The sequence below is a fragment of the Pseudomonas sp. PS01300 genome, assembly GCF_029960155.1.
In the GTDB taxonomy this organism is placed as follows: Bacteria; Pseudomonadota; Gammaproteobacteria; order Pseudomonadales; family Pseudomonadaceae; genus Aquipseudomonas; species Aquipseudomonas palmensis.
Window position 1 is genome coordinate 1 of record NZ_JASCPN010000073.1, and the last position, 24,641, is coordinate 24,641.

Consider the following 24,641-nt stretch of genomic DNA (forward strand, 5'->3'; position numbering starts at 1 on the left):
GGTCAAGCCCGCTCCCACAGGTTCACCGCTGCCTTGAGGCTGGTGCATACCTTGTGGGAGCGGGCTTGACCCGCGATGGTGGCCGTCAGAGCAGCGCCTTTTTCGAGCGACTACCCACCGGCCCCGCATTCGCCTCGATCGACCGCTTCAACTCCCCGCGCAACCCCAGCACGAACGCCATCTCCGCCACCACGAACAACGGCCCCACGATCAGCCCGCTGATGTCGTCCACAAACGCCGGCTTGCGCCCCTCGTAATAGTGGCCGACGAACTGGATCACCCAGCCCACCACGAACAGCCCCAGCCCCGCACCCAGCCACACCAGCGTGCTCTGAACCGCCAGTACCTGCCCGGCCCACAGGCACAAGCCCAGCAACACGCTCATCAGCAACCCGAAGCGGGTGTCCAGGCGCAGGTAGAACCACGCCGACCACAGCGCCACCAGCAATGCAGGCGACAGCCACACCCCGCCCAATGCCATGCCCGGACGCGACAGCAGCACCGTGACCGCCACCACGATCAGCGGGATACCCACGAAGTGCGTGGCGATGTTGCGTGGGTCGCGGTGGTAGGCCGCGTATTGACTCAGGTGCTCGACGAGGCTTTTCATTGTTGTTCCTCCTGTAGGATTGCCCGAGCTTGCCCTGCGCAGGCACCGTCGTCTGTCGGCTAGCCGACAGTGTCACCACGAGGCCCCCGATGAACGCTTCAACCTTGCGCCAGGGTCACTGGTTCAAACAGTTGCCCGCTACCCTGCAGGATAGCCTGCTGCACCTGGCTCGGCCCGTGAGCCTGGAGGCCGGCGCCTGCCTGTTCCAGCGCGGCGACCCGCCTTGCGGACTGTACGCGGTGCTCGATGGCGCCATCCGCATCGGTGCGGTCAGCGCCCAGGGCAAGGAGGCGGTGCTGACCCTGATCGAGGCCCCGCACTGGTTCGGCGAGATCTGCCTGTTCGACGACCAGCCACGTACCCACGACGCCTATGCCGAAGGTGTCACCCACCTGCTGCGGGTGCCCCAGGGCGCGCTGGTGAAATTGCTGGATGCGCAACCGCATTACTGGCGTGAATTCGCCTTGCTGATGAGCCACAAGCTGCGCCTGGCCTTTGTCGCGCTGGAGCAGCAGAGCCTGATGAGTGCCGCGCCGCGGGTGGCCTATCGGCTGCTGCAGATCGCCGCCGGTTACGGCGAAGTGGAGGGGGCCAGGAGGGTGTTGCAATTGTCCCAGGAGCAACTGGCGCTGATGCTCGCGCTGTCGCGCCAGACCACCAACCAGATTCTCAAGGCGCTGGAGCAGGATGGCGTGCTGCGCCTGAGCTACGGCGAGATCGAGATTCTCGACCCCGCGCGCCTGGCACTGATGGCTAATCCGGCTGGAACGGCGACTGGCTGAGGATCACCCCGGTTTCCTCGACGTACTTCTGCCATTCGCCGAGCAGGGCCTGCAGCTTTGCCGGCTGCGCCTGCGCCAGGTCGTGGACCTCGCCGGGGTCGATGCTCAGGTCGTACAGCTGCCAGGTGGCCGGCCCCACCGGGCCCGGAATGTACACCGCCTTCCAGTGCCCCTGGCGAATCGCCCGGCGCCCGAACAGCTCCCAGCCGGTGACGGTGTGCTCGTCGTGTACCTGCTCGGTCTCGCCCGACAGGTAGCCCAGCCACGACTTGCCGCGCAGCGGCGCCACGTCGCGCCCGCGCCAGCGTTTGCCCGGGTGGCGGATGCCGGCCAGGTCCAGCAGGGTCGGGGTGATGTCCATCACGGTGCTGAACTGATGGCTGACCTGCCCCTGGCGCGCCAGTGCCGGGTAGTGCAGCAGGGCCGGCACGCGAATGCCGCCCTCGGTGGTGAAGGCCTTGAACAGCCGCGACGGTGCGGTGGCCGCCTGGGCCCAGTGCGGGCCGTACCACACGTAGGAGTTGGCGCGGCCGATGTTGTCCAGGCTGTTGTCGTAGTGCTGGTCCAGGTAGCTGGCCAGGTGCGGGCCGAACTTGGGGAAGGCTTCGAGCAGCGCGCCCTCGGCACCGTTGTCGGACATGAACAGCACCAGGGTGTTGTCCAGCAGGCCCTGGTTGCGCAGGTAGCCGAGCACCCGGCCGATGTTCCAGTCCATGCGCTCGACCATCGCCGCGTACACCTCCATGGCGCGTGCCGAGCGCTGGCGCTGTTCGTCGCTCAGCGCCTGCCATTGTTCATCCACCGGGTGCGCCTGCACCTCGGCGCCGATCAGGCCCAGGGCGCGCAGTTTTTCCAGGCGCTCCTGGCGCAGTACTTCGGGCCCGGCGTCGTAGCGCCCCTTGTAGCGCGCCACCACCTCGGCCGGCGCCTGCAACGGCCAGTGCGGCGCGGAGAATGGCAGGTAGGCGAAGAACGGCCGGCTCTGGTCGCGCTCCTTGAGGTACTGCAGCAACTTGTCGCCAAAGGCGTCGGAGGAATAGAAACCTTCGGGTAGCGCTTCGACGAAGGTGTCGTCCTCGATGTACAGCGCCGGGGTCGATTTGAGCAGGCCGGGGGTGTGTTCGTCGTAGGTGGGTTCGAAGCCATAGTGGTTGGCCGCGCCCGGCAGCAGCGCGAACGAACGTTCGAAGCCACGCGCATGTGGCGCCAGCTCGGCCTTCAGGCCCAGGTGCCACTTGCCGCTCATCAGTGTCTGGTAGCCGGCCTCGCGCAGCAGCTCGGGCAGCGCCACCACGCGGTCGTTGAGGTAGCCCTCGTAGCCCGGCTTGCCGATCAGCTCCGGGGTCAGCGCCTCGGCCATGGTGCCGATGCCGGCGATGTGGTGGTCGGTACCGGTCAGCAGCATCGAGCGGGTCGGCGAGCAGGTGGGCGCGGTGTGGAAGTCGGTCAGGCGCAGGCCGGCATTGGCCAGGGCGTCCAGGTGCGGCGTGGCAATTTCGCCGCCGAAGGCACCCAGGTCGGAAAAGCCCAGGTCGTCGGCAACGATGATCAGGAAGTTGGGGCGTTGGCTCATGGTCGGCACTCAGCAGGCAAGGTAGGTCAGGGGCAGGTCGCGGATTTGCTCCACGGCGGGCGGCAGGTAGCGCTCATCGTGGGTCAGTTCGTGCAGCAGGGTTTCGCGCAGGCGGTGGAACGCCAGGCTGGCGCGCTGGCGCGGGTGCGGCAGGTCGACCTCGACGATGCGCTTGATCCGCCCCGGGGGCGGTTCGAGCACCACCACGCGGTCGGCCAGGAATGTCGCTTCCTCGACATCGTGGGTTACCAGCAGGGTGGTGATGCGCGCCCGTTCGCGAATGGCCAGCAGTTCGTCCTGCATCTGCTGGCGGGTAAGGGCGTCGAGGGCGCCGAAGGGTTCGTCCAGCAGCAGTATGCGCGGGCTGGCCACCAGCCCGCGGGCAATCGCCACGCGTTGGGCCATGCCGCCCGAGAGCTGGTGCGGGTAGGCCTGGGCAAAGTCTTCGAGGCCCACCAGGCTGATGAAGTCGGCCACCCGCCGGGCGCGCCGGGTGCGCTCCAGGCCCTCGTTGACCAGGCCCAGGTCGATGTTCTCGGCCACTGTCAGCCAGGGGAACAGGCGGTGCTCCTGGAACACGATGCCGCGCTCGCTGCCGATGCCGTGCACCGGCTGGCCGTCGATCAGGATCTGCCCCTGGTACTCGGCGTCCAGGCCCACCAGCAGGCGCAGCAGGGTGGACTTGCCGCAGCCGCTGGCGCCGACGATGGCGACGAATTCGCCGTCGGCGATCTGCAGGTTGAAATCGCGGATCGCTTCCAGTTCGCCGTCGGCCACGCTGAAGCGCTTGCCGACCTGGTTGAAGCTGACCCGTGGGTGAGCGAGTGCGTTCATGCCCGTCTCCAGCGCGTGGCGCGCAGTTCGATGTGTTGTCCGACGGCGCCGAGCAGGGCGCCGGTGAGGCCGACCAGCAGCATGCCGGCCATGATCAGGTCCATGCGCAGCAGTTGCTGGGCGCCGATCATCAGGCTGCCGATGCCGCCGCCGGACGGCATGAAGTACTCGGCGCCGATGGTGCCCAGCCAGGCGTAGATCAGGCCGACCCGCAACCCGGCGAAGATGCCCGGCGCGGCGCCCGGCAGCACCAGCCTGCGCAGGCGCTGGGCACCGCTCAGGCGCAGCACGCGGGCGGCTTCGTCGAGCTGCGCAGGCAGGCTGGCAACCGCGCGCTGGGTGGCGATGAACAGCGGGAAGAATGCCGCCAGGCCGACGAATACCCATTTGGCCAGTTCGCCCAGGCCGAACCAGGCGGTCAGCAGCGGTACCCAGGCGAAGATCGCGATCTGACGCAGTCCGGCCAGGCTCGGGCCCAGCAGGCGCTCGGCGCGACGCGACAGGCCCAGCAGCAGGCCGAAGGCAAAGCCCAGGCTGCCGCCCAGCAGCAGGCCGCCCAGCGCTCGCCCGACGCTGACGGCCAGCGCGCCGCTCAAGGTGCCGTCGAGCACGCCGGCCCAGGTGCTGTGCACCACCTCCAGCGGCGCCACCAGGATGTTCGCATCGACCCAACCGTACTGGCTTGCCAGTTGCCACAGCACCAGCAGCGCCAGCGGCAGGCCCAGGGCATGCAGGCGCTGCCAGCCACGCAGCGGGCGCACCCGCAGTTGTGCGGTGGCCGGGTGCGGCCAGTGCAGCAGGCGCCGGTCGAGCCAGCCCAGGCCGCGGTCCATCAGCAGCCCGAGCACGCCGATCACGGCGATGCACACGAACACGATGTCGAGCATGAACAGTTGCCGTGCCCACACCATCAGGTAGCCCAGGCCTTCGCTGGAGGCCAGCAGCTCGACCGCCAGCAGCGAGGTCCAGCCGGCCGCCAGGGCCAGGCGCACACCGGCCAGAAACGCCGGCAGCGCAGCGGGCAGGATCAGCCGGCGAACCAGCAGGTGCGTGGGCAGGCGCAGTACCGCCGCCGCTTCGCGCAGGCGCGGTTGGGCATCGCGCACGCCCACCAGGGTGTGCAGGGTCACCGGCACGATCACCGCCTTGACCAGCACCACCAGCTTGAGCACTTCGCCGATGCCGAACAGCACCATGAACAGCGGCACCCAGGCCAGCGTGGGGATCTGCGCCAGGGCGTTGAAAGTCGGCAGTACCAGGCGTTCGGCGCGCTGGCTGAAGCCCAGCCAGGCGCCGAGCACCGCGCCGGCCCCGACCCCGGCCACCAGCCCCAGCAGCAGGCGTTGCAGGCTGATGGCCAGGTGCGCCCACACCTCGCCGCGACCCAGTTCCACGGCGCTGTCCCATACCAGCGCAGGCGGTGGCAGTATCTGCTCGCTCATCCAGTGGTTGCGGCTGGCCAGCCACCACACCGCCGCCAGCAGCAGGGGCAGATACCAGGCTTGCAGGCGCTGCCAGGGCAGGCTGCGCAGACGCGGCAGGCCAGGGGCGGGGGCCAGTGAGGAAAGGGCGGTACGGGTCATGCAGGCCTCGCTATTTGTATATTTCTTATGGGTATATGCAGAAGAAATTACATTCGATTGAGCGATAAGAACTGCATTTAAAGCCGCTGACTCGCCGCGCAGCCAATGCATTCGAAGCATATTTTGGTTGTGTGCAATGCATACCCCGCAGGGCCGGGCCTGACAGGGCTTATATGTAATATGGTTATTAAAATGTAATTTAATAGTATTTAAAGATTGGCATCCGCTATGGGTAGCGTGGCCGCACCATTACAAGGAGCTGTGTGCCATGAACCTGTCGATCAATCGTGTTTTCAGCCTGTTCGCCACCCCCGCACTGGCCGCCGTGATCGGCTGGATGCCGACACTGGCGCAGGGCGCCGAGCTCAAGCAGATCCGCATCGCGGTGCCCGACCTGAGTGCCGGCACCCAGCATTCGGGCGGTGGCATCACCGACGTGCTGCAACAGCAACAGCTGCTGGAGAAAGCCTTCGCCGCCGACGGCATCAGCATCCAGTGGAACTACTTCAAGGGTGCGGGGCCGGTCATCAACGAGGCGTTCGCCAATGGCCAGGTGGACTTCGCCTACCTGGGCGACCTGGCGGCGATCATCGGCAAGGCCAATGGCGTCGACACCCGCCTGGTGGCCGCCACCGCGCGCGGGGTCAAGCACTACCTTGGGGTGGTGCCGGGCAGCGGCATCAAGACCCTGCAGGACCTCAAGGGCAAGCGCGTGGCGGTGTTCCGTGGCACCGCCACGCAGCTTTCGTTCGATGCCGCGCTGGCCAGCCAGGGCCTGAGCGAGAAGGACCTCAAGGTCATCAACCTGGATTTCAGCGCGGCCATCGCTGCCCTGGCGGCCAGGCAGATCGACGCCACCTGGGGCTCCACCGGCATCAGTGCGCTGGCTGATCGCGGCCTGGCTGAACTGCCGCTCAATACCCGCGATCTGGGCGGGGCGGGCAATGTGCAGGCGGTGCTGGTGGCCGCCGGTGCCTTCGTCGATGCGTACCCGGCAGTGGTCGAGAAGTTCGTCGCCGCGCAGCAGCCGGCGGTGCAATGGCTGACCGACGATGCCAACAAGGACGCCTACATCCAGCTGGTGTCGGAGCGTGCCAGCTACCCGCCGGCGATCCTGCAGCGTGACCTCAGCCAGGAGCGCCTGAGCGCGGTGTTCGACTCGACCCTGGACCCCGACTTTCTCGCCCGCCTGCAAGCCTCGGTGGACCTCGCCGCGCAGCAGCGCCTGATTCGCAAACCGTTCAAGGTCGACCAGTGGCTGGCGCCGCAGGCTACCCGACCAGCGCCTGTGGCGCAGGCTGGCGGTCAAGGTTGATCAGGGTCTCGATCATCGCCCGCGCCGCAGGGGACAGGCGGTAGCCGCTGCGGCTGACGATGCCGCAGCGGGCATTGAAGCTGTCGAGGTTGGCCGGCAGGTTGCGCCAGTGCAGACGCACCAGTTCGCCGGCCTGCACCGCCGCGCCGTAGGCCTCTTCGCTGCCGATGCCGATGGCATTGGTGCCGAGCACGATCTTGAGCAGGGTGGGTTGATGCTCGCTCTGGATCTGCGGCGAAAAGTCGGTCTTGCCGCTGAGGTTGGCCAGCAGCTTGCGCACCCCCGGCGGAATCAGCGAACAGGCCAGCGGGTAGTCGAACATGTCGTTGGTCGACAGGCTGTCCTTGGCCAGCAGCGGGTGCCCGGGGCGGCAGAAGAACAGGCCGCGGCGCGGGGTCAGGGCCAGGGTCTGGAAGTTGGGGTCGGCTTCGAAGTGGCGGATGTCGGCGACGAAGAACTCGATCTCTTCGCGGCTCAGCGCCCGGCTGAGCTTTTCCCAGTTTGAGACCTCGAAATGCGTGCGCACCTTGGGGTGGGCGTTGATGAACTGCGCCACCGCCTGCGGCACCAGGTTCACCGCCGGTGCAGGGCCGCAGCCAAAGCGCAGCTCGCCGGCATCGAGCTTGGTCATCTGCTGCACCTCGCTGCTCAGCTGCGCCGCGCCCTGCACCAGGCGCAGGGCGTGCTGCAGCACCACCTGGCCTTCGGGCGTGGGGCGCAGATCCTTGTTGGCGCGGTCCACCAGCACACAGCCGAACTCCTGCTCCAGGCCCTGGATACTGCGGCTGAAGGCGGGCTGGGTGATGCCCATGGCGTCGGCGGCGCGCACGAAACTGCGGTGTTCGGTGAGGGCGATGAAGTAGCGCAGTTGGCGAAGATCCATATGCTTTTCCGGCATTCCAAAAATAGGGCGAAGGTATTTGCCGCCCCGGGAGTCTGGGTTTTAAATGCAAGCTCTTATTCCGTCAATGAAGCACTTGCATATCTGTTAGAGCTTATTTGCATATAGATAGCGCCAGAGTTTCATCGGCACTTACCGTGACGCAACCGATGAGGGACGAACCATGAGCAACGCCGCATTTGCCGCAGCACCTGTCAGCCATGCGCTGGAGATTCATCCGGTGGCCGGGCGCATCGGTGCCGAAATTAGTGGGGTGACACTGGGCGCCGACCTGGCCCCGGCGGTGGTGGAGGCGATCCAGGCCGCGCTGGTGCAGCACAAGGTGATCTTCTTCAGGGGCCAGACGCAGCTGGACGACCAGACCCAGGAAGCCTTCGCGCACCTGCTGGGCGAGCCCATCGCGCACCCGACCGTGCCGGTGCGCGACGGCACCCGCTACCTGCTGGAACTCGATGGCGGGCAAGGGCGTCGGGCCAACTCCTGGCACACCGACGTGACCTTCGTCGAGGCGTACCCCAAGGCGTCGATCCTGCGTTCGGTGGTGGCGCCGGCGTCGGGGGGCGATACGGTGTGGGCCAATACCGCCAGCGCGTACGACGACCTGTCACCGGCCTTGCAGGCGCTGGCCGAGCAGTTGTGGGCGGTGCACAGCAACGAGTACGACTATGCCGCGACCAAGCCGAACGTGAGCCTCGAGCAGTTGGAGAACTACCGCAAGGTGTTCACTTCGACGGTGTACGAGACCGAACATCCGGTGGTGCGGGTGCACCCGGTGAGCGGTGAGAAGCACCTGCTGCTGGGGCATTTCGTGAAGCGCATCAAGGGCTATTCGAAGGCCGATTCGGATCACCTGTTCAACCTGCTGCAGAGCCATGTGACGCGCCTGGAGAACACCGTGCGCTGGCGCTGGCAGGCCGGGGACGTGGCGATCTGGGACAACCGCGCGACCCAGCATTATGCGGTGGATGACTACGGTACCCAGGGGCGCGTGGTGCGCCGGGTGACGCTGCAGGGGGATGTGCCGGTGGGGGTGCAGGGGCAGCGTAGCCGCACGCTGAAGGGATAATGAGTTTGTAGTGTCTGAACATACCTTGTAGTGTCTGAACATACCTATTCGCCGGCAAGGCCGGCTCCTAAAAGGTAGCGCGGGCCTGTAGGAGCCGGCCTTGCCGGCGAAGGGGTTCAGAGAAAGCTGATCGGGTAGCTGACGATCAGGCGGTTCTCGTCGAATGCATTGGTGCTGAAGTCGCGGCGCATGGTCGAGTTGCGCCATTTGAACGACAGGTTCTTCAGGCTGCCGGACTGGATCACGTACGCCAGCTCCGATTCCCGCGCCCATTCCTTGCCGTCGCTGACCACGGCGGTGTGCACGTTGTCGCCCTTGATGTAGCGGTTCATCAGGGTCAGCCCCGGCACGCCAAGCCCGGCGAAGTTGAAGTCGTGACGCAGCTGCCAGGAGCGCTCCTTGGCATTGTCGAAGCTGGCGTTGTAGCTGTCGTTGGCCAGGGTGCCGCCACTGGTGCCGTTGACCCGCATCCACAAGTCGTCGCCGCTGACCTTCTGCAGCCCCACGTAGAAGGTGTTGCTGCCATAGCGTGCCGAAAGCAGCGCCGAGGCGGTGCGGTTGTCGAGCTTGCCGGCACGCTCGGCGCCGTCTTCCTTGCCGATGAAGTAGCCCAGGTTGGCGCCCAGGGTCCAGTCGCCCAGCGGCTGGCTGTGCACCAGGTTGATGTATTGCTGGTTGTAGATGTCCTTGAGCTGGGCGTTCCACACCCCGACCAGGGTGCGCTTGTCGTTGAAGGTGTACTCGCCACCGGCAAAGTTGAAGCGGTCGGAGGTGATACCGGCGCGGCCGTTCATGGACATGTCGTCCATGCTCGCGTCGTTGCGCGGGCTGTTGCCGCGAAATTGCCCGGCATACAGGGTCAGGCCGTCGATTTCCTGGGAGGTCAGCTGGCCGCCGCGAAAGGTCTGCGGCAGCGAGCGGCCGTCGTCCGAACGCAGGATCGGCAGTACCGGCATCCATTCGCCGACCTTCAGCTCGGTCTTGGAGACCTTGGCCTTGAGCGCCACGCCCAGGCGTCCGAAGTCATCGGCCGGGCGGCCGTCATCGTGTACCGGCAACAGGTGCGTGCCGGCGGTACCTTTGCCGCCGTCGAGCTTGACCGAGTACAGGCCCAGCACGTCGACGCCGAAGCCGACGGTACCCTGGGTGAAGCCGGACTTGGCGTCGAGGATGAAACTCTGGGTCCATTCCTCGCCCTTGCCCTGGGGGTTGGCCGGGTCGACGAAATTGCGGTTGATGTAGAAGTTGCGCAGGTTGAGGCCAACCTTGGCGTCTTCGACAAAGCCCCCTTCGTCGGCCAGGGCGGGCAGGGCGCAGCTCATGGCAAGCAGGCCGGGGAACAGGTGACGTGCGGGCTGGAAAGTGTTCATCGTTAGGGCGTCTCTTGTTTTTATGTTGGGGCGATGGCGGATGGATGGTGCTGTGGCAGGCAGGAGGGAATCAATTCGTTACAGGCGGAATTGGGCGATAACCGAACACTAACTGTCTGGTTACTTTTGGTAGGGGCAGGCTTGCAGGCACAAAAAAGCCCACCGCGAAGGGTGGGCTGTTGTGTCGCCACGCTATCGAATCAACCCTTGGGCGACTCGATCGACGCTTGCTGGCGGGCATCACCGGTGCGCTCGTACCAGCCGCCACCCAGGGCCTTGTACAGGTTGACCTCGCTGACCAGCTGCGACAGCCGGTCGCTGATCAGGGCCTGTTGGGCACTGAACAGGTTGCGCTGGGCATCCAGGAACGTCAGGTTGCTGTCGATACCGATACGGTAGCGACGCTCGGCCAGGCGGTAGTAGTCCTGGTTGGCTTCGACCAGATCACGCTGGGCCTGCAACTGCTCGTTGAAGGTCTGGCGCGCCGCCAGCCCATCGGAGACTTCCTGGAAGGCAGTCTGGATGGTCTTTTCGTACTTGGCGACGTTGATGTCCTTCTGGATCTTCGAGTAGTCCAGGCTTGCACGCAGGCTGCCGGCGTTGAAGATCGGCAGGTTGATCTGCGGCTGGAACAGCCAGGTGCCCGAGCCGCCCTTGAACAGCCCGCCCATGTCGGGACTCAGGGTCCCGGCGTTGGCGGTCAGGCTGATGCTCGGGAAGAACGCTGCGCGCGCCGCGCCGATGTTGGCGTTGGCGGCCTTGAGCAGGTGCTCGGCCTCCTGGATGTCGGGACGACGCTGCAGCACGTCCGATGGCAGGCCGGCCGGCACGTCGGCCAGCAGGTCGCTGTCGAGTTTCATGCCGTTGGGCAGGTTCGCCGGCACGCCGGTGCCGACCAGCACGGCCAGGCTGTTCAGGTCCTGCGCCACCAGGCGCTGGTACTGGGCCAGCTTGACCCGTGCGCCCTCGACCGAGGTACGCGCCTGGCTCAGGTCCAGAGCCGAGGCCACGCCGACTTCGCTGCTGCGACGGGTCAGGGCATAGCTCTGCTCGTAGGTCTTGAGCGTGTCTTCGGTGAGCGTCAGCAGCTCCTTGTCGGCCTGCCAGGTGAAGTAGGCGTTGGCCACGCTGGCCACCAGGCTGATCTGCGTGGAACGACGCGCCTGTTCACTCGACAGGTAGGTTTCCAGGGCCTGCTCGCTGAGGCTGCGCACCCGACCGAACAGGTCGAGTTCGTAGGCACTCACGCCCAGGGTGGCCGAGTACTGGCTGTTGATGCTCGACTCGCCGGTCTGCGAAACGTTGGCCGGCACCCGCTGGCGGCTGCCGCTGCCGGTGGCCGAGACCGCCGGGAACAGGTCGGCCCGCTGGATGCGGTACTGCGCCCGGTAGGCATCGATGTTCAGCGCGGCGACCCGCAGGTCACGGTTGTTGACCAGCGAGGTCTGGATCAGTTGCTGCAGCGCCGGGTCATGGAAGAACTGGCGCCAGCCCTGTTCGGCCGCAGCCACGTCGGCCGACTGGGTCGGCGAGTAGGCCGGCCCTTGCGGCCACTGGGCCGCCACCGGCGACTCGGGGGTCTGGTAATCAGGGATCAGCGAGCAGCCACCGAGAATGAAGGCGGTGACTGCCAGGGACAACAGGGACTTACTCATTGCCCGGCCTCATAGCGTGGGGTTTCAGGTTTGGCGTCCTCTTCTTCGGGCTTCTTGCTACCGAACAGCGACGACACGCTTACGAAGAACAGTGGTACCCAGAAGATCGCCAGTACCGTTGCGGTGATCATGCCGCCGATCACACCGGTACCGATGGCGTGCTGGCTGCCGGAGCCTGCGCCGGTGGCGATGGTCAGCGGCACCACGCCCAGGATGAACGCCAGCGAGGTCATGATGATCGGACGCAGACGCATGCGGCACGCCTCGATCGCCGCATCGACCAGGCTGCGGCCCTGTTCGTGCAGTTCCTTGGCGAACTCGACGATCAGGATCGCGTTCTTCGCCGCCAGGCCGATGGTGGTCAGCAGCCCCACCAGGAAGTACACGTCGTTGGACAGCCCGCGCATGCTGGCCGCCATCAGTGCACCGATGATACCCAGCGGCACCACCAGCACTACCGCGATCGGGATCGACCAGCTCTCGTACAGTGCCGCCAGGCACAGGAACACCATCAGCAGCGACAGCGCGAACAGTGCCGGCATCTGCGAGCCCGACAGCTTTTCTTCGTACGACATGCCGGTCCAGGCGAAGCCGACACCGGCTGGCAGTTGCGCCGCCAGGCGCTCGACCTCGGCCATGGCCTCACCGGTACTGTAGCCAGGGGCTGGCGCACCGAGTACTTCCATTGCCTCGACACCGTTGTAACGCGACAGCTTGGGTGCACCGTAGCTCCACTCGCCGCTGGCGAAGGAAGAGAACGGCACCATCTCGCCAGCGGCGTTGCGCACGTACCACTTCTGCAGGTCTTCAGGGCTCATGCGCGAATCGGCAGTGCCTTGCAGGTAGACCTTCTTGACCCGACCACGGTCGATGAAGTCGTTCACATAGCTGGCACCCAGGGCGATCGACAGGGTGTTGTTGATATCGGCGATGGTCACGCCCAGGGCACTGGCGCGTTCGTCGTCGATGGTCAGCTGGTATTGCGGCTCATCGTTCAGGCCGTTCGGACGTACCTGGGTGAGGATCTTGCTCTGCGCGGCCATGCCCAGGAACTGGTTGCGCGCTTCCATCAGCTTGTCGTGGCCGACGCCGGCGCGGTCCTGCAGGAACACGTCGAAACCGGTGGCGTTACCCAACTCCAGTACGGCCGGCGGGGCGAAGGCGAACACCATCGCGTCGCGGAAGCTGAAGAAGTGCTGTTGGGCACGGGTTGCCAGGTTGAACACGCTGTTTTCGGCAGAACGTTCACCCCACGGCTTGAGCATGATGAAGGCCATGCCCGAGCTCTGGCCGCGGCCGGCGAAGTTGAAGCCGTTCACGGTGAACACCGAGGCCACTGTGTCGGACTCCTTGTCCAGCAGGTAGGCGCGCATTTCGTCGACCACCGCCTGGGTGCGCTCGGCACTGGAACCGGCCGGGGTCTGCACCTGGGCGAACAGTACGCCCTGGTCTTCCTCGGGCAGGAACGCGGTAGGGATACGCATGAACAGCCACACCATGCCCACCACGATCAGGATGTAGGCCAGGAAGTACGGGGCCTTGTGACGCAGGATGTTGCCCACGCCGCGCTCGTAGCTCTGCACGCTGCGGTCGAAGTTGCGGTTGAACCAGCCGAAGAAGCCACGCTTGGCGGTATGGTGCTCGCCTTTCTTGACCGGCTTGAGCATGGTGGCGCACAGCGCCGGGGTGAAGATCAGCGCGACCAGCACCGACAGGCCCATGGCCGACACGATGGTGATCGAGAACTGCCGGTAGATCACGCCCGTGGAGCCGCCGAAGAACGCCATCGGCAGCAGTACCGCCGACAGTACCAGGGCGATACCGACCAGGGCACCCTGGATCTGGCCCATGGACTTCTTGGTCGCCTCCTTGGGTGACAACCCCTCTTCGGACATCACCCGCTCGACGTTTTCCACCACCACGATGGCGTCGTCCACCAGCAGGCCGATGGCCAGGACCATGGCGAACATGGTCAGGGTGTTGATGCTGAAGCCTGCCGCGGCAAGGATGCCGAAGGTGCCGAGCAATACCACCGGTACGGTCATGGTGGTGATCACGGTGGCGCGGAAGTTCTGCAGGAACAGGTACATCACCAGGAACACCAGCACGATCGCCTCGATCAGGGTGTGGATCACCCCACTGATCGATTCGGTGACCACAGGCGTGGTGTCATACGGGAACACCGCCTTCATGCCAGGCGGGAAGAACGGCTCCAGCTCGGCGATGGTGTTGCGCAGTGCCTTGGCGGTGTCCAGGGCGTTGGCCCCGGTTGCCAGCTTGATCGCAAGGCCGGAGGCCGGCTTGCCATTGAACTGTGCGCTGACGCTGTAGTTCTCGCCCCCCAGGCTGACGTCGGCGACATCGCCCAGGCGGACCTGGGAGCCGTCGCGGTTGACCTTGAGCAGGATCTTCTCGAACTGCTCGGCGGTCTGCAGGCGGGTCTTGCCGATGATGGTGGCGTTGAGCTGCGTGCCGGGCAGGGCAGGCAGGCCGCCCAGCTGACCGGAGGACACCTGCACGTTCTGCGCGGCCACGGCGGTCTTGACGTCCACCGGGGTCAGCTGGAACTTGTTCAGCTTGGCCGGATCGAGCCAGATACGCATGGCGTACTGGGCACCGAACACCTGGAAGTCACCCACACCGGCGGTACGCGAGATCGGGTCCTGCATGTTGGAGACGATGTAGTTCGACAGGTCGTCCTTGGTCATGCTGCCGTCTTCGGACACCAGGCCGATCACCAGCAGGAAGTTCTTCACTGCCTTGGTCACGCGGATACCCTGCTGCTGCACTTCTTGCGGCAACAGCGGGGTGGCCAGGTTCAGCTTGTTCTGCACCTGGACCTGCGCGGTGTCAGGGTTGGTACCCTGCTCGAAGGTGGCGGTAATGGTCATGCTGCCGTCCGAGTTGCTCTCGGACTGCACATAACGCAGGTTGTCGATACCGTTGAGCTGTTGCTCGATCACCTGGACCACGGTGTCCTGCACGGTCTGCGCCGAGGCGCCCGGGTAGGTCACGGCGATGGCGATGGCCGGCGGCGCGATGCTCGGGTACTGGTTGATCGGCAACTTGACGATCGACAAGGCCCCGACCAGCATGATCACCAGGGCGATTACCCAGGCAAAGATGGGGCGATCGATAAAGAATCTCGACATGGTTTATTCCCCTTTGGCCCCTGCTGACGCTGCATTGGCCTGGGACGGTTGGGCAGGCTTGACGTTGGTGGCTTCGCTGACCTTGACCTCGATGCCCGGCTTGACGAACTGCAGGCCTTCGGTGATCAGGCGGTCGCCCGGCTTCAGGCCTTCCTCGATCAGCCAGTCGCTGCCAACGGTACGGCTGGCCTTGAGCTGGCGCAGTTCGACCTTGTTGTCCTTGTCCACGATCAACGCGGTGGGCTGGCCCTTGAGGTCACGGGTCACGCCTTGTTGCGGGGCGAGGATCGCGTTGGCGTTCACGCCGGCGGCCAGGCGTGCATGCACGAACATCCCTGGCAGCAGGTTGTGCTCGGGGTTGGGGAACACGGCGCGCAGGGTTACCGAGCCGGTGGTCTGGTCGACCGAGACTTCGGAGAACTCCAGGCGGCCTTCGTGGGTGTAGGTGGTGCCGTCTTCCAGGTTCAGCGAGACCTTGGCGGCGTTGGCACCGGCCTTCTGCAGTTGCCCGCTTTCGAGCTCGCGGCGCAGCTTGAGCAGCTCGGCCGAAGACTGGGTGACGTCGACGTAGATCGGGTCCAGTTGCTGGATCACCGCCATGGCATCGGCCTGGCCGTTGTTGACCAGCGCACCTTCGGTGAACATCGAGCGTCCGATACGGCCGCTCAGTGGCGCCAGCACCTTGGTGTAGCGCAGGTCGATCTGTGCGCTGCGCAGCGAGGCTTCAGCCTGCAAACGTTTGGCTTGTGCGTCGTCGTATTCCTGACGGCTCACCGCCTGCTCGGCCACCAGTTGCTTGTAGCGGTCCGACAGCGAGCGGGTCGATTGCAGGTTGGCCTGGGCGCTGGCCAGGGTCGCCTCGTACACCGACGGGTCGATCTGGTACAGCTGCTGGCCTTCCTTGACCTCGCTGCCTTCCTTGAACAGACGCTTGAGAATGATGCCGTTGACCTGTGGACGCACTTCGGCCACGCGGTAGGCGATGGTGCGCCCCGGCAGGTCGGAAGTCAGGGTATAGGCCTGGGATTGAAGGGTCACGACGCCGACCTGAGGAGCTTGCGCCGCAGGCGCCGCTTCTTCCTTTTTACAGCCGCTGAGCAGTGTTGCCAGGGCGACGGCGGAAACCAGAGCGGAAACAGCTGGCTTGAATTGCATGAAGATCCTCGGGTCGAAAGAGCTGAAGACGCTCAAGAGTAATGGAAACGGGATGAAGGGAAAATTAATTCCGGGTGGATAAGTAGGATGCTAAGGAATATACTTACATTCATGCTTGTTTGTAAATACCCGTGGCGCACCTTGTCGAGGTGACCACAGGCTTGATTAAGACACCCGGTAGAGGGCCCGACAGTGGCCATACCGGCTCAGAACCCGGACGCCCGCAGCGCGCGTCCGGCTCCTTGATGAGGTTGTACTGCCATGGTCCGTCGCACCAAAGAGGAAGCTCAGGAAACCCGCCAACAGATACTCGAGGCCGCCGAAAAAGCTTTCCATGCCCGTGGGGTGGCGCGTACCACCCTGGCGGATATCGCCAAGCTGGCCGGGGTGACCCGGGGTGCCATCTACTGGCACTTTCAGGACAAGGGCGAACTGGTGCAGGCCCTGCTCGACAGCCTGCGTGAGCCGATCGAGGCGCTGGCCCAGGCCGGCGAGAGCGAAGACGAGCCGGACCCGCTGGGCTGCATGCGCAAGTTGCTGATTCAACTGATGCAGCAGATGCTGCACGAGCCGCGTACCCGGCGCATCAATGAGATCCTGCATCATAAGTGTGAATTCACCGATGACATGTGTGAGATCCGTCAGCAGCGCCAGGCCACGACCCGCGACTGCTACGAGCGTATAGCGCTGACGTTGACCAATGCAGTCAGGCGTGGGCAATTGCCTGCGGACATGGACCCGCAGCGTGCCGCTATTGCAATATTCGCTTACATCGACGGCATCATTGGCAGCTGGCTGCTGCTGCCGGACAGTTTCGATATTGCCGGGGATGCCGAGCGGTGGGTGGATACCGGGCTGGATATGCTGCGCTTGAGCCCGTCGCTGCGCAATTGAGCATTTGTGAGCATTTGTGAAGGTTGGCATAGGACGTTTCCCTGTCGTGCCCCGTGCCCGGTCAACAAAAAACACCGGCGCTGCTTGGAACGGTAGTCGGTGACCGGGTAGTCTGCCCCCAAGGACCATCAACTTTTCGTAGAGCCCTGGCATGAGTGCGCACAACCCGACCCTCAAAGGTGCCGAGCAGCCGCTCAAGGCAATCGCCCTGATGTGCATGGCGGTGCTGTTGTTCGCCAGCCACGATGCCCTGTCCAAATACCTTTCCGGCTTCTATGCCATCGTCATGGTGGTGTGGGCGCGCTATGTGGTGCACACCCTGCTGATGCTGGTGGTGTTCGTGCCGCGCAGCGGCTTCTCGGCGGTGGTGCGTACACGCCGCCCCGGCCTGCAACTGGCCAGGGCGCTGTGCCTGATCGGCACCAGCCTGTTCTTCACCACCGGCCTGCGTTACATCCCCCTGGCCGAAGCCACCGCCGTGAACTTCCTCGCGCCCCTGCTGGTAACCGCATTGTCGGTACCGCTGCTGGGTGAACGGGTCAGCCGCGCCCAGTGGCTGGCGGTGCTGGCCGGGTTTGTCGGCGTGCTGATCGTGGTGCGCCCGGGCGGGGCGCTGTTCACCCCCGCAATCCTGCTGCCGTTGTGTTCGGCCTTCTGCTTCGGCTGCTACCAGTTGCTCACGCGCAAGCTCAGCGGCATCGACAGCCCGACCACCAGCAACTTTCTCACCGGCATCTTCAACAGCCTGATCATGACCGCGCTGGTGCCATTCTTCTGGAGCATGCCGACCCTGGGGCATGGCCTGTTCATGATCGGCCTGGGCACCTGCGGGATGCTCGGGCACATGCTGCTGACCCAGGCCTTCCGGCATGCCGCGCCGGCCATGCTGGCGCCCTTCAGCTACGGGCAGATCCTGTTCGCCGGCCTGTACGGCTACCTCATTTTCAATCACACCCCGGACGCCTACGGCGTGGTCGGCATTGCGGTCATTTGCCTGAGCGGCCTGGCGGTGGCCTGGGCGCAGCGGCGCAACTGACTACTGCCGGCCGCGCAGCTCGCGGTTGGGCAATGCCAGCGCCGCCGACAATCCCAGCAGGGAGACGGCGGCGCTACCCAGCAACAGGTTGCGAAAGGTCTGCAGCAACTGCGCCTGCACCGCCGCACTGGCCTGGCCGTCCTTGAGGCTGCCGATCAACGCCTCGCCGGCCAGGCTGAAGCCGCTGTCGTGCAGCAGGCTGAGCAGCAGTGCCGACATGCAGGCCACGCCCATCGCCCCGCCCAGCGAGCGGAACAGGTTGGTGGTGCTGGTAGCCACACCGATGTCCCGCGGCTCCACTGCGCTCTGGGTTGCCACCAGCGAGGTGGGGAACTGCAGGCCCGAGGCGATGCCGGTCAGCAGCATGAACGCGCCACTGAGCAGCACGCCGTCGATCGGGCTCAGGGCCATGCCGATGATCGCCACCGGCATCAACAGTGCACCGCCCAGAATCTGCGGCTTGTAGCGCCCGGTCAGGCTGGTCAGGCGGCCGCCGCAATAGGCGCCGAGCGGCAGGCCCATAGCCAGGGGCAGCAGGTGCAGGGCGGCGCTGTCGGCGCCCGCCCCGGTGATGCTCTGAAAGCGCAGCGGCATCAGCATGGTCAGCGAGATGGCCTGGAAACTGGTGAAGAAGATCGTGCACCAGCACAGCACTGCCACCCGGTTGCCGAACAGCTGCAACGGCAGCAGTGGCTCGACGGCGCGGCGTTCGTGCAGCACGAATACGCCCAGCCCGAACAGGGCTGCCAGCAGCAGGCCGGCAACCGGGCCGGACCCGATGGGCTGGCCCTGGCCGATCAGGGTGATGCCCAGCAGCAGGGCCGTCAGGCCCAAGATCAACAGCACCGCGCCGGGGTAGTCCACCTGCGCCTTGCGTTGCGGCGTGGCCAGCCCGCGCAGGGTACGCTCGGTGACCCACCAGGCGGTCAGCCCCAGCGGCAGGTTCAGCCAGAACACCCAGCGCCACGACAGGTACTCGGTCAGCAGCCCGCCCAGCACCGGGCCGGCGACGCTGGCCAGGGCATACATGCTGCTGAAATAACCCTGGTAGCGACCGCGCTCGCGGGGCGGCACGAAGTCGCCGATGATCGCCTGGCTGACCGACACCATGCCGCCCGCGCCGATGCCCTGCAGTACCCGCGCCAGCACCAGTTGCTCCATGTTCTGTGCCAGCGCGCAGAACAGCGAGGCCAGGGTGAAAAGCCCGGTACCGGTCAGGATCATGCGCCGTCGGCCGTACAGATCGCCGAGCTTGCCGTAGATCGGCACCGCCACGGTCATGGCCACCATGTAGCCGGAAATCACCCAGGCCAGCAGGGTCACGTCGTTGAATTGCGCGGAGATCGCCGGCATCGAGACCGCGACGATGGTCTGGTCCAGCGCGCCGAGGAAGATCGCCAGCATCAGCGCGACGAGCACGCTGCGCAGGGCGGGTTGCGGAGTGTTCAATTGCGTCACGAGGTAGCTCTGGGCAAGTGGGACCGGGTGCTGCCCAGTGTACTCGATAGCCTGCTAAGCGTCTTCGATGGGCTCGTAGGGCAGGCCCACGTAGTTTTCTGCCAGGGTCCTGCGCCCGGCCTCGGAGCCCACGAAGTAGTCCAGCTCGGTGTGCTGGATACGCTGGCTGAAGGCGTCGCTGTCGGGGAAGCGGTGCAGCATCGAGGTCATCCACCACGAGAAGCGTTCGGCCTTCCAGATGCGCCGCAGGCAGATCGCCGAGTAGCGTTCCAGCAGGTCGGTGCGGCCTTCGGCGTAGACCTTGCGCAGGATGTTGTACAGCGTGCTGACATCGCTGGCGGCCAGGTTCAGGCCCTTGGCCCCGGTGGGCGGCACGATGTGCGCGGCGTCGCCGACCAGGAACAGGCGCCCGTACTGCATCGGCTCCACCACGAAGCTGCGCAGCGGGGCGATGCTTTTCTCGATCGACGGGCCGGTGACCAGGCGCTCGGCCAGCTCGTCGGGCAGGCGCGACTTGAGTTCCTCCCAGAAGCGCTCATCCGACCAGTCCTCGACCTTCTCTTCGGCCGGCACCTGCACGTAGTAGCGGGTGCGGGTGGGCGAGCGCATGCTGCACAGGGCGAAGCCGCGTTCGTGGCGCGCGTACACCAGCTCGTCGCTGACCGGCGGGGTGTCGGCCAGGATGCCCAGCCAGCCGAACGGGTAGACCCGCTCGAACACCTGCAGCGCCTCGCTCGGAATCGACTGGCGTGCCACCCCGTGATAACCGTCGCAGCCGGCAATGTAGTCGCAGTCCAGGCGATGCTGCTGGCCGTCCTTTTCGTAGGTGACGTAAGGCTGCCCAGTCTTCATGTCGTGCGGGCGCACGTTCTCGGCGTGGTAGACCGTGGTCGCACCGCTGTCGGCGCGGGCGGCCATCAGGTCGCGGGTGACTTCGGTCTGGCCGTAGATCATCACGCCCTGGCCGCCGGTCAGGCCCTTGAGGTCGATGTGCTCGCGGCGCCCGTCGAAGGCCAGCTCGAAGCCGGCATGGGGCAGCCCTTCGGCGTCCATGCGCTGACCGACCCCGGCTTCGCGCAGCAGCTCGACCATGCCCTGTTCGAGCACGCCGGCGCGGATACGCCCCAGTACATAGTCGGGGCCCTGGCGTTCGAGGATGACGTTGGAGATGCCGGCGTTGTGCAGCAACTGGCCGAGCAGCAGGCCGGACGGGCCCGCACCGATGATCGCGACTTGGGTTTTCATGGTTGTTGGACTTTTTATGATTGGAGTACCTGCATTTTTCGCTTGCGGGCTGGCCTTCTGAAGGGACAAACCGAGCACAAAGCGGTACTTTTCGCTAATGGGTGCGTTTATCGGACAGTGGTCGGGAAGCGAGGGTGTGATGAACAGGGTGTCGATTCCGGTATTCAAGCTGTACGGCGAGACGCTGGGCTGGCCGACGCCCGACCTGCTGCACAGCGAGTCGATCCCGGCGCGCAGCCGCCTGCACCAGTGGGAGATCGAGCCGCACCGGCATGCCGACCTGTGGCAGCTGCTGTTTCTGTACAGGGGCCAGGCCGAGATCGAGCTGGAGGGGCAGGTGTGTCGCCTGGAGCAGGCGGCGATCCAGGTGGTGCCGGCGCTGTGCGTGCACGGCTTTCGTTTTTCCGAAGACATCGACGGTTATGTGGTGACCCTGGCGGCGCCGCTGGTGGAGGTGCTGCAGCGGCAACTGACGGGCGTGCCAGCCGCCCTGCAGCGCGGCGCCAGTTACCTGGCCGGGGCCGACGCCGATTACCTCAACAGCCTGTTCAGCACCCTGCAGGCCGAGTACCAGCAGGACCTGCCCGGGCGCGAGTTGCAGCTGCATTCGCTGATCAACCTGATGGTGGTGTGGATCAGCCGCCAACAGTTGCGCCGCAGTGCCGGTGCCCAGGTGCCGGAACGTGGGCGCGAGTATCTGCAGCGTTTCAACGGGCTGGTGGAGCAGCAGTTTCGCCAGCAGCCGAGCGTGGAGCAGCTGGCGCATCAGGTGGGGGTGTCGGTGGCAACGCTCAATACCTTGTGCCGGGCATTGGCCGGGCAGTCGGCGCTGCAGATCGTGCACCAGCGCATCGTGCTGGAAGCCAAGCGCGACCTGATCTACACCAGCCTCACGATCAACCAGTTGGCTGACAGCCTGGGTTTTGCCGACCCGGCGTACTTCTCGCGCTTCTTCCGGCGCATGACCGGCCTTTCGCCCCGCGACTTTCGTCGTCGTGAACCTTCGCTGGCTACCTGACCACGCTCAGTGTGCCGGCATGGGGCAGGCAGTGGGCGGAGCTGCAGCTGGACGCCGCATAGGGTTGCTGGCGCAGCAGCTCGACCCGATACGCCGCTGCCCCGTACACCCCGAGCACGGCAGTGATGGCCAACAGGGCAGCGCACTTTCTGGATTTCAGGGTCATGGCACCAACCTCCTGTATCCCGCACACAGATGCTTCTACAAGCATAGGCCAGCATTGCGCCAGGTGCCTGCCGGTCAGTCCAGGCCGTGGTCCCAGTGGGGCGGGTCGGTGAAGCGTGCCGCCAGAAAGTCGAGCATGCTGCGCAGGGTTGCGGGCATGTGCTTGCGCGAGGTGTACACCGCGTTCAGGCCCAGTTCGCGGGGCCTGGCCTCGGGCAGCAGGCGTACCAGCGTGCCGCTGCGCAGGGCTTGCCACACCAGGTAGGTGGGCAGCATGGCGATACCGGTGCCGGCCAGGGTGGCGCGCTCCAGGGTCAGGGCCTCGTTGGCGCTGATATTGCCTTGCACCGGCACCGACACCTGTTCGCCGTCGACCTCGAAATGCCAGAGGCTGTGGCCGAAGTACGAATGGGTCAGGCAGTTGTGCTGGCTCAGGTCCTGCACCTGGCGCGGTACGGGGTGCTCGCGCAGGTAGGCTGGCGAGGCGCACACCACCGAGCGGCACACACTCAGGCGGCGGGCGATGAGGTTGGGGTCCAGGTCGTTGCTGACGCGGATGGCCAGGTCGATGCGTTCGTCCACCAGGTTGACCGTGCGGTCGAGCATCTGCAGGTCGACCTTCACCAGCGGGTAGCGCTTGACGTAGTCCGCTACCGCTTCCACCAGTTGCGCATGCCCGAACGAGGTACTGACGCTGATGCGCAGTTCGCGGGGCGTCATCCGGGGCGCCCACTGCCGCGTGCAGGTCGCCCACCAGTTCCAGCATCTGCCGGCAGCGCGGCAGGGTTTCCAGGCCGGCGGCAGTCAGGCTCAGCTTGCGCGTGGTGCGCTGCATCAGGCGCGCCCCCACCCAGTCCTCCAGCTCGGCCAGGTAACGCGAAACCACAGGGCGTGACAGGTCCAGTTGGTCGGCGGCGGCCGACTGGCTGCCCAGGTCGACTACGCTGACGAACACCTTCATTGCGGTGAGACGGTCCATGATCTGCCCGATTTCAGAAACAAACTATGTTGGAGCATCGCATTTTTTGTGATGGTTCGTGCAACTAAGCTGTGCCTCATCGATGACTTGAACAGGTATTGCTTGATGGCTGCTTTCTTTTCCCTGCGTCGCCTGCTGCTGGCGTGTGCCGCTTTAGGTGCGATCACCCAGGCCGTTGCCGGCGACGCACCGCTGAAACTGGACGTGTACAACCCCGGCAGCGAGGCGCTGTTTCCGGTCAGCTCGGTGATCGTCAGTGGCCAGCACGAGGCGATTCTGGTGGATGCACAGTTCGGCAAGGGCCAGGCCGAGCAGGTGCTGAAGAAGCTTCGCGATAGCGGCAAGCAACTCACCACCATCTACATCAGCCATGGCGACCCGGACTATTACTTCGGCCTCGACACCCTGACCCGTGCCTACCCCAAGGCCAAGGTGCTGGCGTCGCAGGCGACGGTCGCGCACATCAAGCAGACCATGGCTGCCAAGCTTGCCTACTGGGGCCCGCAGATGGGGGCCGACAAGCCAGCCCGGCTCATCGTGCCTGACGTGCTGCCCGGCAACGTGCTCACCCTTGAAGGGCAGCGTCTTGAAGTGATCGGCCTGGACGGCCCGCAGCCCGACCGCAACTTTGTATGGGTCCCGTCGATCAAGGCGGTGGTCGGCGGGGTAGTGGTGGCCGAGAACCTGCACGTGTGGATGGCCGACACCCAGTCGGCGCAGTCGCACAAGGACTGGCTCGCGACCCTGGCGCGCATCGAGCAGCTGGCGCCGCAGACGGTGGTGCCGGGGCATTACCTGGGGCAGAGCAAGGGGTCGCTCGAGGCGGTGCGCTTCACCGCCGATTACATCCGCGCCTTCGATGCCGAAACCGCCAGGGCGGCCAACTCGGCCGAGCTGGTCGCTGCAATGAAAAAACGTTACCCCGGCCTGGGCGAGGAGAGCTCGCTGGAGCTCGGCGCCAAGGTCGCCAAGGGCGAAATGAAGTGGTAAGTGTCGTTCAATCCTGATCGGAGGTTTCCATGAGCAAGATCGCAATCATCGGTGCTACCGGACGTGCCGGCAGCCAGTTGCTGGAAGAGGCCCTGCGCCGTGGCCACAGCGTCACCGCCATTGCCCGCGACCCGTCGCGCCTGCAGGGGCGCGAAGGGGTGAGCACGGTAGCCCTGGACGTGACCCGGGGCGAGGGGCTGGAGCAGGCCGTTGCCGGGCATGACGTGGTGCTCAGCGCCGCGCACTTTGCCACGGTGCCGGCGCAGGCGATCATCGGGCCGGTCAAGAAGGCCGGGGTCAAGCGCCTGCTGGTGGTGGGCGGGGCGGGCAGCCTGCTGCTGCCGTCAGGGGAGCGCGTGATCGACGCGCCGGACTTCCCCGAGGCCTACAAGGCCGAGGCGAGCGCAGGTGGCGATTTTCTGCAGGCCTTGCGCCAGGAGCAGCAACTGGACTGGACCTTCCTGTCGCCGTCGGCGGAGTTCGTCGAAGGCGAGCGCACCGGTAGCTACAGGGTGGGCAAGGATCACCTGCTGGTCGACGCGAAGGGCAGGAGCTGGATCACCTTTGCCGACTATGCGATTGCGTTGCTCGATGAGGTAGAGAAGCCAGCGCATTCGCGTCAGCGCTTTACTGTGGGGTACTAGGGGCTGTATGAAAAGTCTTGAGACGAAGGTCAGGCAAGGCGAAAACAGCCGAGGAAGCGGAGTTTACGGGTTGTAAATGAGCATTCCGAGGCTGTTTTCAACGCAGCATCACCGAGTATCAAGGCTTTTCGTACAGAGCCTAGAAAGCATTCGCCGGCAAGGCCGGCTCCTACAGGTATAGGAGCCGGCCTTGCCGGCGACTGCATCAACGCGGAG

General features: G+C 65.4%; 20 protein-coding genes and 1 pseudogene. 8 read left to right on the forward strand and 13 right to left on the reverse strand.

Annotated features, from left to right (window positions below):
• Positions 1-85: 85 nt before the first annotated feature.
• The gene (locus QMX96_RS23655; RefSeq protein ID WP_043860756.1) at positions 86-610 is read right to left on the reverse strand and encodes an Mpo1-like protein; all 525 of its coding nucleotides are present in this window, start codon (positions 608-610) and stop codon (positions 86-88) included.
• Between the two features lie 89 nt (positions 611-699).
• On the opposite strand from QMX96_RS23655, the gene QMX96_RS23660 reads away from it, so the two are divergent.
• Positions 700-1,392: a Crp/Fnr family transcriptional regulator gene (locus tag QMX96_RS23660; RefSeq protein WP_282362573.1), complete on the forward strand. Its 693-nt coding sequence runs from the start codon at positions 700-702 to the stop codon at positions 1,390-1,392.
• On the opposite strand, the gene QMX96_RS23665 is transcribed toward QMX96_RS23660, so the two are convergent.
• From QMX96_RS23665 to QMX96_RS23675, 3 genes are read right to left on the reverse strand one after another with little or no spacing between them, the layout of a single operon-like run.
• Positions 1,364-2,965 carry an arylsulfatase gene (locus QMX96_RS23665; RefSeq protein ID WP_282362574.1) on the reverse strand — a complete coding sequence of 534 codons (1,602 nt, stop codon included), beginning with the start codon at positions 2,963-2,965 and terminating at the stop codon, positions 1,364-1,366. The genes QMX96_RS23660 and QMX96_RS23665 overlap by 29 nt on opposite strands.
• Positions 2,966-2,974: 9 nt before the next feature.
• Positions 2,975-3,799, reverse strand: a complete 825-nt coding sequence (locus QMX96_RS23670; RefSeq protein ID WP_282362575.1) for an ABC transporter ATP-binding protein — start codon at positions 3,797-3,799, stop codon at positions 2,975-2,977.
• Complete coding sequence (locus QMX96_RS23675) at positions 3,796-5,382, reverse strand: ABC transporter permease (RefSeq protein WP_210014877.1); 1,587 nt, start codon at positions 5,380-5,382, stop codon at positions 3,796-3,798. Before QMX96_RS23675 ends, QMX96_RS23670 begins: the two co-directional genes overlap by 4 nt.
• Positions 5,383-5,650: 268 nt before the next feature.
• Between QMX96_RS23675 and QMX96_RS23680 the strand changes: the two genes are divergently transcribed.
• Positions 5,651-6,697, forward strand: a complete 1,047-nt coding sequence (locus tag QMX96_RS23680; RefSeq protein ID WP_043860761.1) for an ABC transporter substrate-binding protein — start codon at positions 5,651-5,653, stop codon at positions 6,695-6,697.
• On the opposite strand, the gene QMX96_RS23685 is transcribed toward QMX96_RS23680, so the two are convergent.
• Entirely contained in the window at positions 6,654-7,580 is a 927-nt protein-coding gene (locus tag QMX96_RS23685) for a LysR family transcriptional regulator (protein WP_043860762.1), read from the reverse strand. The genes QMX96_RS23680 and QMX96_RS23685 overlap by 44 nt on opposite strands.
• 181 nt (positions 7,581-7,761) lie before the next feature.
• Here QMX96_RS23685 and QMX96_RS23690 point away from each other — a divergent pair, with 181 nt between their 5' ends.
• Positions 7,762-8,664: a TauD/TfdA family dioxygenase gene (locus tag QMX96_RS23690; RefSeq protein WP_275728510.1), complete on the forward strand. Its 903-nt coding sequence runs from the start codon at positions 7,762-7,764 to the stop codon at positions 8,662-8,664.
• A gap of 116 nt (positions 8,665-8,780) precedes the next feature.
• Here the strand turns inward: QMX96_RS23690 and QMX96_RS23695 are convergent, their stop codons facing one another.
• From QMX96_RS23695 to QMX96_RS23710, 4 genes are all read right to left on the reverse strand, one after another.
• Positions 8,781-10,034 carry an OprD family porin gene (locus QMX96_RS23695; RefSeq protein WP_100633546.1) on the reverse strand — a complete coding sequence of 418 codons (1,254 nt, stop codon included), beginning with the start codon at positions 10,032-10,034 and terminating at the stop codon, positions 8,781-8,783.
• Positions 10,035-10,234: 200 nt separating this feature from the next.
• Positions 10,235-11,689: an AdeC/AdeK/OprM family multidrug efflux complex outer membrane factor gene (locus QMX96_RS23700; RefSeq protein ID WP_043860765.1), complete on the reverse strand. Its 1,455-nt coding sequence runs from the start codon at positions 11,687-11,689 to the stop codon at positions 10,235-10,237.
• Positions 11,686-14,841, reverse strand: coding sequence for a multidrug efflux RND transporter permease subunit TtgB (ttgB, locus tag QMX96_RS23705; protein WP_043860766.1), 3,156 nt, complete (start codon positions 14,839-14,841; stop codon positions 11,686-11,688). Before ttgB ends, QMX96_RS23700 begins: the two co-directional genes overlap by 4 nt.
• Positions 14,842-14,844: 3 nt before the next feature.
• Positions 14,845-15,996 (reverse strand): efflux RND transporter periplasmic adaptor subunit, encoded by a 1,152-nt coding sequence (locus QMX96_RS23710; RefSeq protein WP_043860767.1) that lies wholly within the window; start codon positions 15,994-15,996, stop codon positions 14,845-14,847.
• Positions 15,997-16,257: 261 nt separating this feature from the next.
• Between QMX96_RS23710 and QMX96_RS23715 the strand changes: the two genes are divergently transcribed.
• Positions 16,258-16,890, forward strand: a complete 633-nt coding sequence (locus tag QMX96_RS23715; RefSeq protein ID WP_043860768.1) for a TetR family transcriptional regulator — start codon at positions 16,258-16,260, stop codon at positions 16,888-16,890.
• 151 nt (positions 16,891-17,041) lie between these two features.
• On the forward strand, positions 17,042-17,926 hold the full coding sequence (locus QMX96_RS23720) for a DMT family transporter (protein ID WP_043860769.1): 885 nt from the start codon (positions 17,042-17,044) through the stop codon (positions 17,924-17,926).
• Here the strand turns inward: QMX96_RS23720 and QMX96_RS23725 are convergent, their stop codons facing one another.
• The gene (locus tag QMX96_RS23725; protein WP_282362578.1) at positions 17,927-19,330 is read right to left on the reverse strand and encodes an MDR family MFS transporter; all 1,404 of its coding nucleotides are present in this window, start codon (positions 19,328-19,330) and stop codon (positions 17,927-17,929) included. It lies immediately after the preceding gene.
• A gap of 108 nt (positions 19,331-19,438) precedes the next feature.
• Complete coding sequence (gene pobA, locus QMX96_RS23730) at positions 19,439-20,629, reverse strand: 4-hydroxybenzoate 3-monooxygenase (RefSeq protein WP_078479553.1); 1,191 nt, start codon at positions 20,627-20,629, stop codon at positions 19,439-19,441.
• Positions 20,630-20,768: 139 nt separating this feature from the next.
• Between pobA and QMX96_RS23735 the strand changes: the two genes are divergently transcribed.
• Positions 20,769-21,647: a helix-turn-helix domain-containing protein gene (locus QMX96_RS23735; protein WP_282362576.1), complete on the forward strand. Its 879-nt coding sequence runs from the start codon at positions 20,769-20,771 to the stop codon at positions 21,645-21,647.
• Here QMX96_RS23735 and QMX96_RS23740 read toward each other — a convergent pair.
• Both QMX96_RS23740 and QMX96_RS23745 read right to left on the reverse strand, forming a co-directional pair.
• Positions 21,640-21,813 (reverse strand): hypothetical protein, encoded by a 174-nt coding sequence (locus QMX96_RS23740; RefSeq protein WP_167400210.1) that lies wholly within the window; start codon positions 21,811-21,813, stop codon positions 21,640-21,642. The genes QMX96_RS23735 and QMX96_RS23740 overlap by 8 nt on opposite strands.
• A gap of 74 nt (positions 21,814-21,887) precedes the next feature.
• A pseudogene (locus tag QMX96_RS23745) lies at positions 21,888-22,791 on the reverse strand (LysR family transcriptional regulator).
• A gap of 105 nt (positions 22,792-22,896) precedes the next feature.
• Here QMX96_RS23745 and QMX96_RS23750 point away from each other — a divergent pair.
• Both QMX96_RS23750 and QMX96_RS23755 read left to right on the forward strand, forming a co-directional pair.
• On the forward strand, positions 22,897-23,781 hold the full coding sequence (locus QMX96_RS23750) for an MBL fold metallo-hydrolase (RefSeq protein WP_282362577.1): 885 nt from the start codon (positions 22,897-22,899) through the stop codon (positions 23,779-23,781).
• 29 nt (positions 23,782-23,810) lie between these two features.
• On the forward strand, positions 23,811-24,425 hold the full coding sequence (locus tag QMX96_RS23755) for an NAD(P)-dependent oxidoreductase (protein ID WP_043860774.1): 615 nt from the start codon (positions 23,811-23,813) through the stop codon (positions 24,423-24,425).
• Positions 24,426-24,641 lie beyond the last annotated feature (216 nt).

Excerpts from the sequence above, each read along its gene's own strand:
- QMX96_RS23655 (WP_043860756.1), bottom strand. The coding sequence starts at position 610 with ATGAAAAGCCTCGTCGAGCACCTGAGTCAATACGCGGCCTACCACCGC.
- QMX96_RS23660 (WP_282362573.1), top strand. The coding sequence starts at position 700 with ATGAACGCTTCAACCTTGCGCCAGGGTCACTGGTTCAAACAGTTGCCC.
- QMX96_RS23665 (WP_282362574.1), bottom strand. The coding sequence starts at position 2,965 with ATGAGCCAACGCCCCAACTTCCTGATCATCGTTGCCGACGACCTGGGC.
- QMX96_RS23670 (WP_282362575.1), bottom strand. The coding sequence starts at position 3,799 with ATGAACGCACTCGCTCACCCACGGGTCAGCTTCAACCAGGTCGGCAAG.
- QMX96_RS23675 (WP_210014877.1), bottom strand. The coding sequence starts at position 5,382 with ATGACCCGTACCGCCCTTTCCTCACTGGCCCCCGCCCCTGGCCTGCCG.
- QMX96_RS23680 (WP_043860761.1), top strand. The coding sequence starts at position 5,651 with ATGAACCTGTCGATCAATCGTGTTTTCAGCCTGTTCGCCACCCCCGCA.
- QMX96_RS23685 (WP_043860762.1), bottom strand. The coding sequence starts at position 7,580 with ATGGATCTTCGCCAACTGCGCTACTTCATCGCCCTCACCGAACACCGC.
- QMX96_RS23690 (WP_275728510.1), top strand. The coding sequence starts at position 7,762 with ATGAGCAACGCCGCATTTGCCGCAGCACCTGTCAGCCATGCGCTGGAG.
- QMX96_RS23695 (WP_100633546.1), bottom strand. The coding sequence starts at position 10,034 with ATGAACACTTTCCAGCCCGCACGTCACCTGTTCCCCGGCCTGCTTGCC.
- QMX96_RS23700 (WP_043860765.1), bottom strand. The coding sequence starts at position 11,689 with ATGAGTAAGTCCCTGTTGTCCCTGGCAGTCACCGCCTTCATTCTCGGT.
- ttgB (WP_043860766.1), bottom strand. The coding sequence starts at position 14,841 with ATGTCGAGATTCTTTATCGATCGCCCCATCTTTGCCTGGGTAATCGCC.
- QMX96_RS23710 (WP_043860767.1), bottom strand. The coding sequence starts at position 15,996 with ATGCAATTCAAGCCAGCTGTTTCCGCTCTGGTTTCCGCCGTCGCCCTG.
- QMX96_RS23715 (WP_043860768.1), top strand. The coding sequence starts at position 16,258 with ATGGTCCGTCGCACCAAAGAGGAAGCTCAGGAAACCCGCCAACAGATA.
- QMX96_RS23720 (WP_043860769.1), top strand. The coding sequence starts at position 17,042 with ATGAGTGCGCACAACCCGACCCTCAAAGGTGCCGAGCAGCCGCTCAAG.
- QMX96_RS23725 (WP_282362578.1), bottom strand. The coding sequence starts at position 19,330 with ATGCTGGCGATCTTCCTCGGCGCGCTGGACCAGACCATCGTCGCGGTC.
- pobA (WP_078479553.1), bottom strand. The coding sequence starts at position 20,629 with ATGAAAACCCAAGTCGCGATCATCGGTGCGGGCCCGTCCGGCCTGCTG.
- QMX96_RS23735 (WP_282362576.1), top strand. The coding sequence starts at position 20,769 with ATGAACAGGGTGTCGATTCCGGTATTCAAGCTGTACGGCGAGACGCTG.
- QMX96_RS23740 (WP_167400210.1), bottom strand. The coding sequence starts at position 21,813 with ATGACCCTGAAATCCAGAAAGTGCGCTGCCCTGTTGGCCATCACTGCC.
- QMX96_RS23750 (WP_282362577.1), top strand. The coding sequence starts at position 22,897 with ATGGCTGCTTTCTTTTCCCTGCGTCGCCTGCTGCTGGCGTGTGCCGCT.
- QMX96_RS23755 (WP_043860774.1), top strand. The coding sequence starts at position 23,811 with ATGAGCAAGATCGCAATCATCGGTGCTACCGGACGTGCCGGCAGCCAG.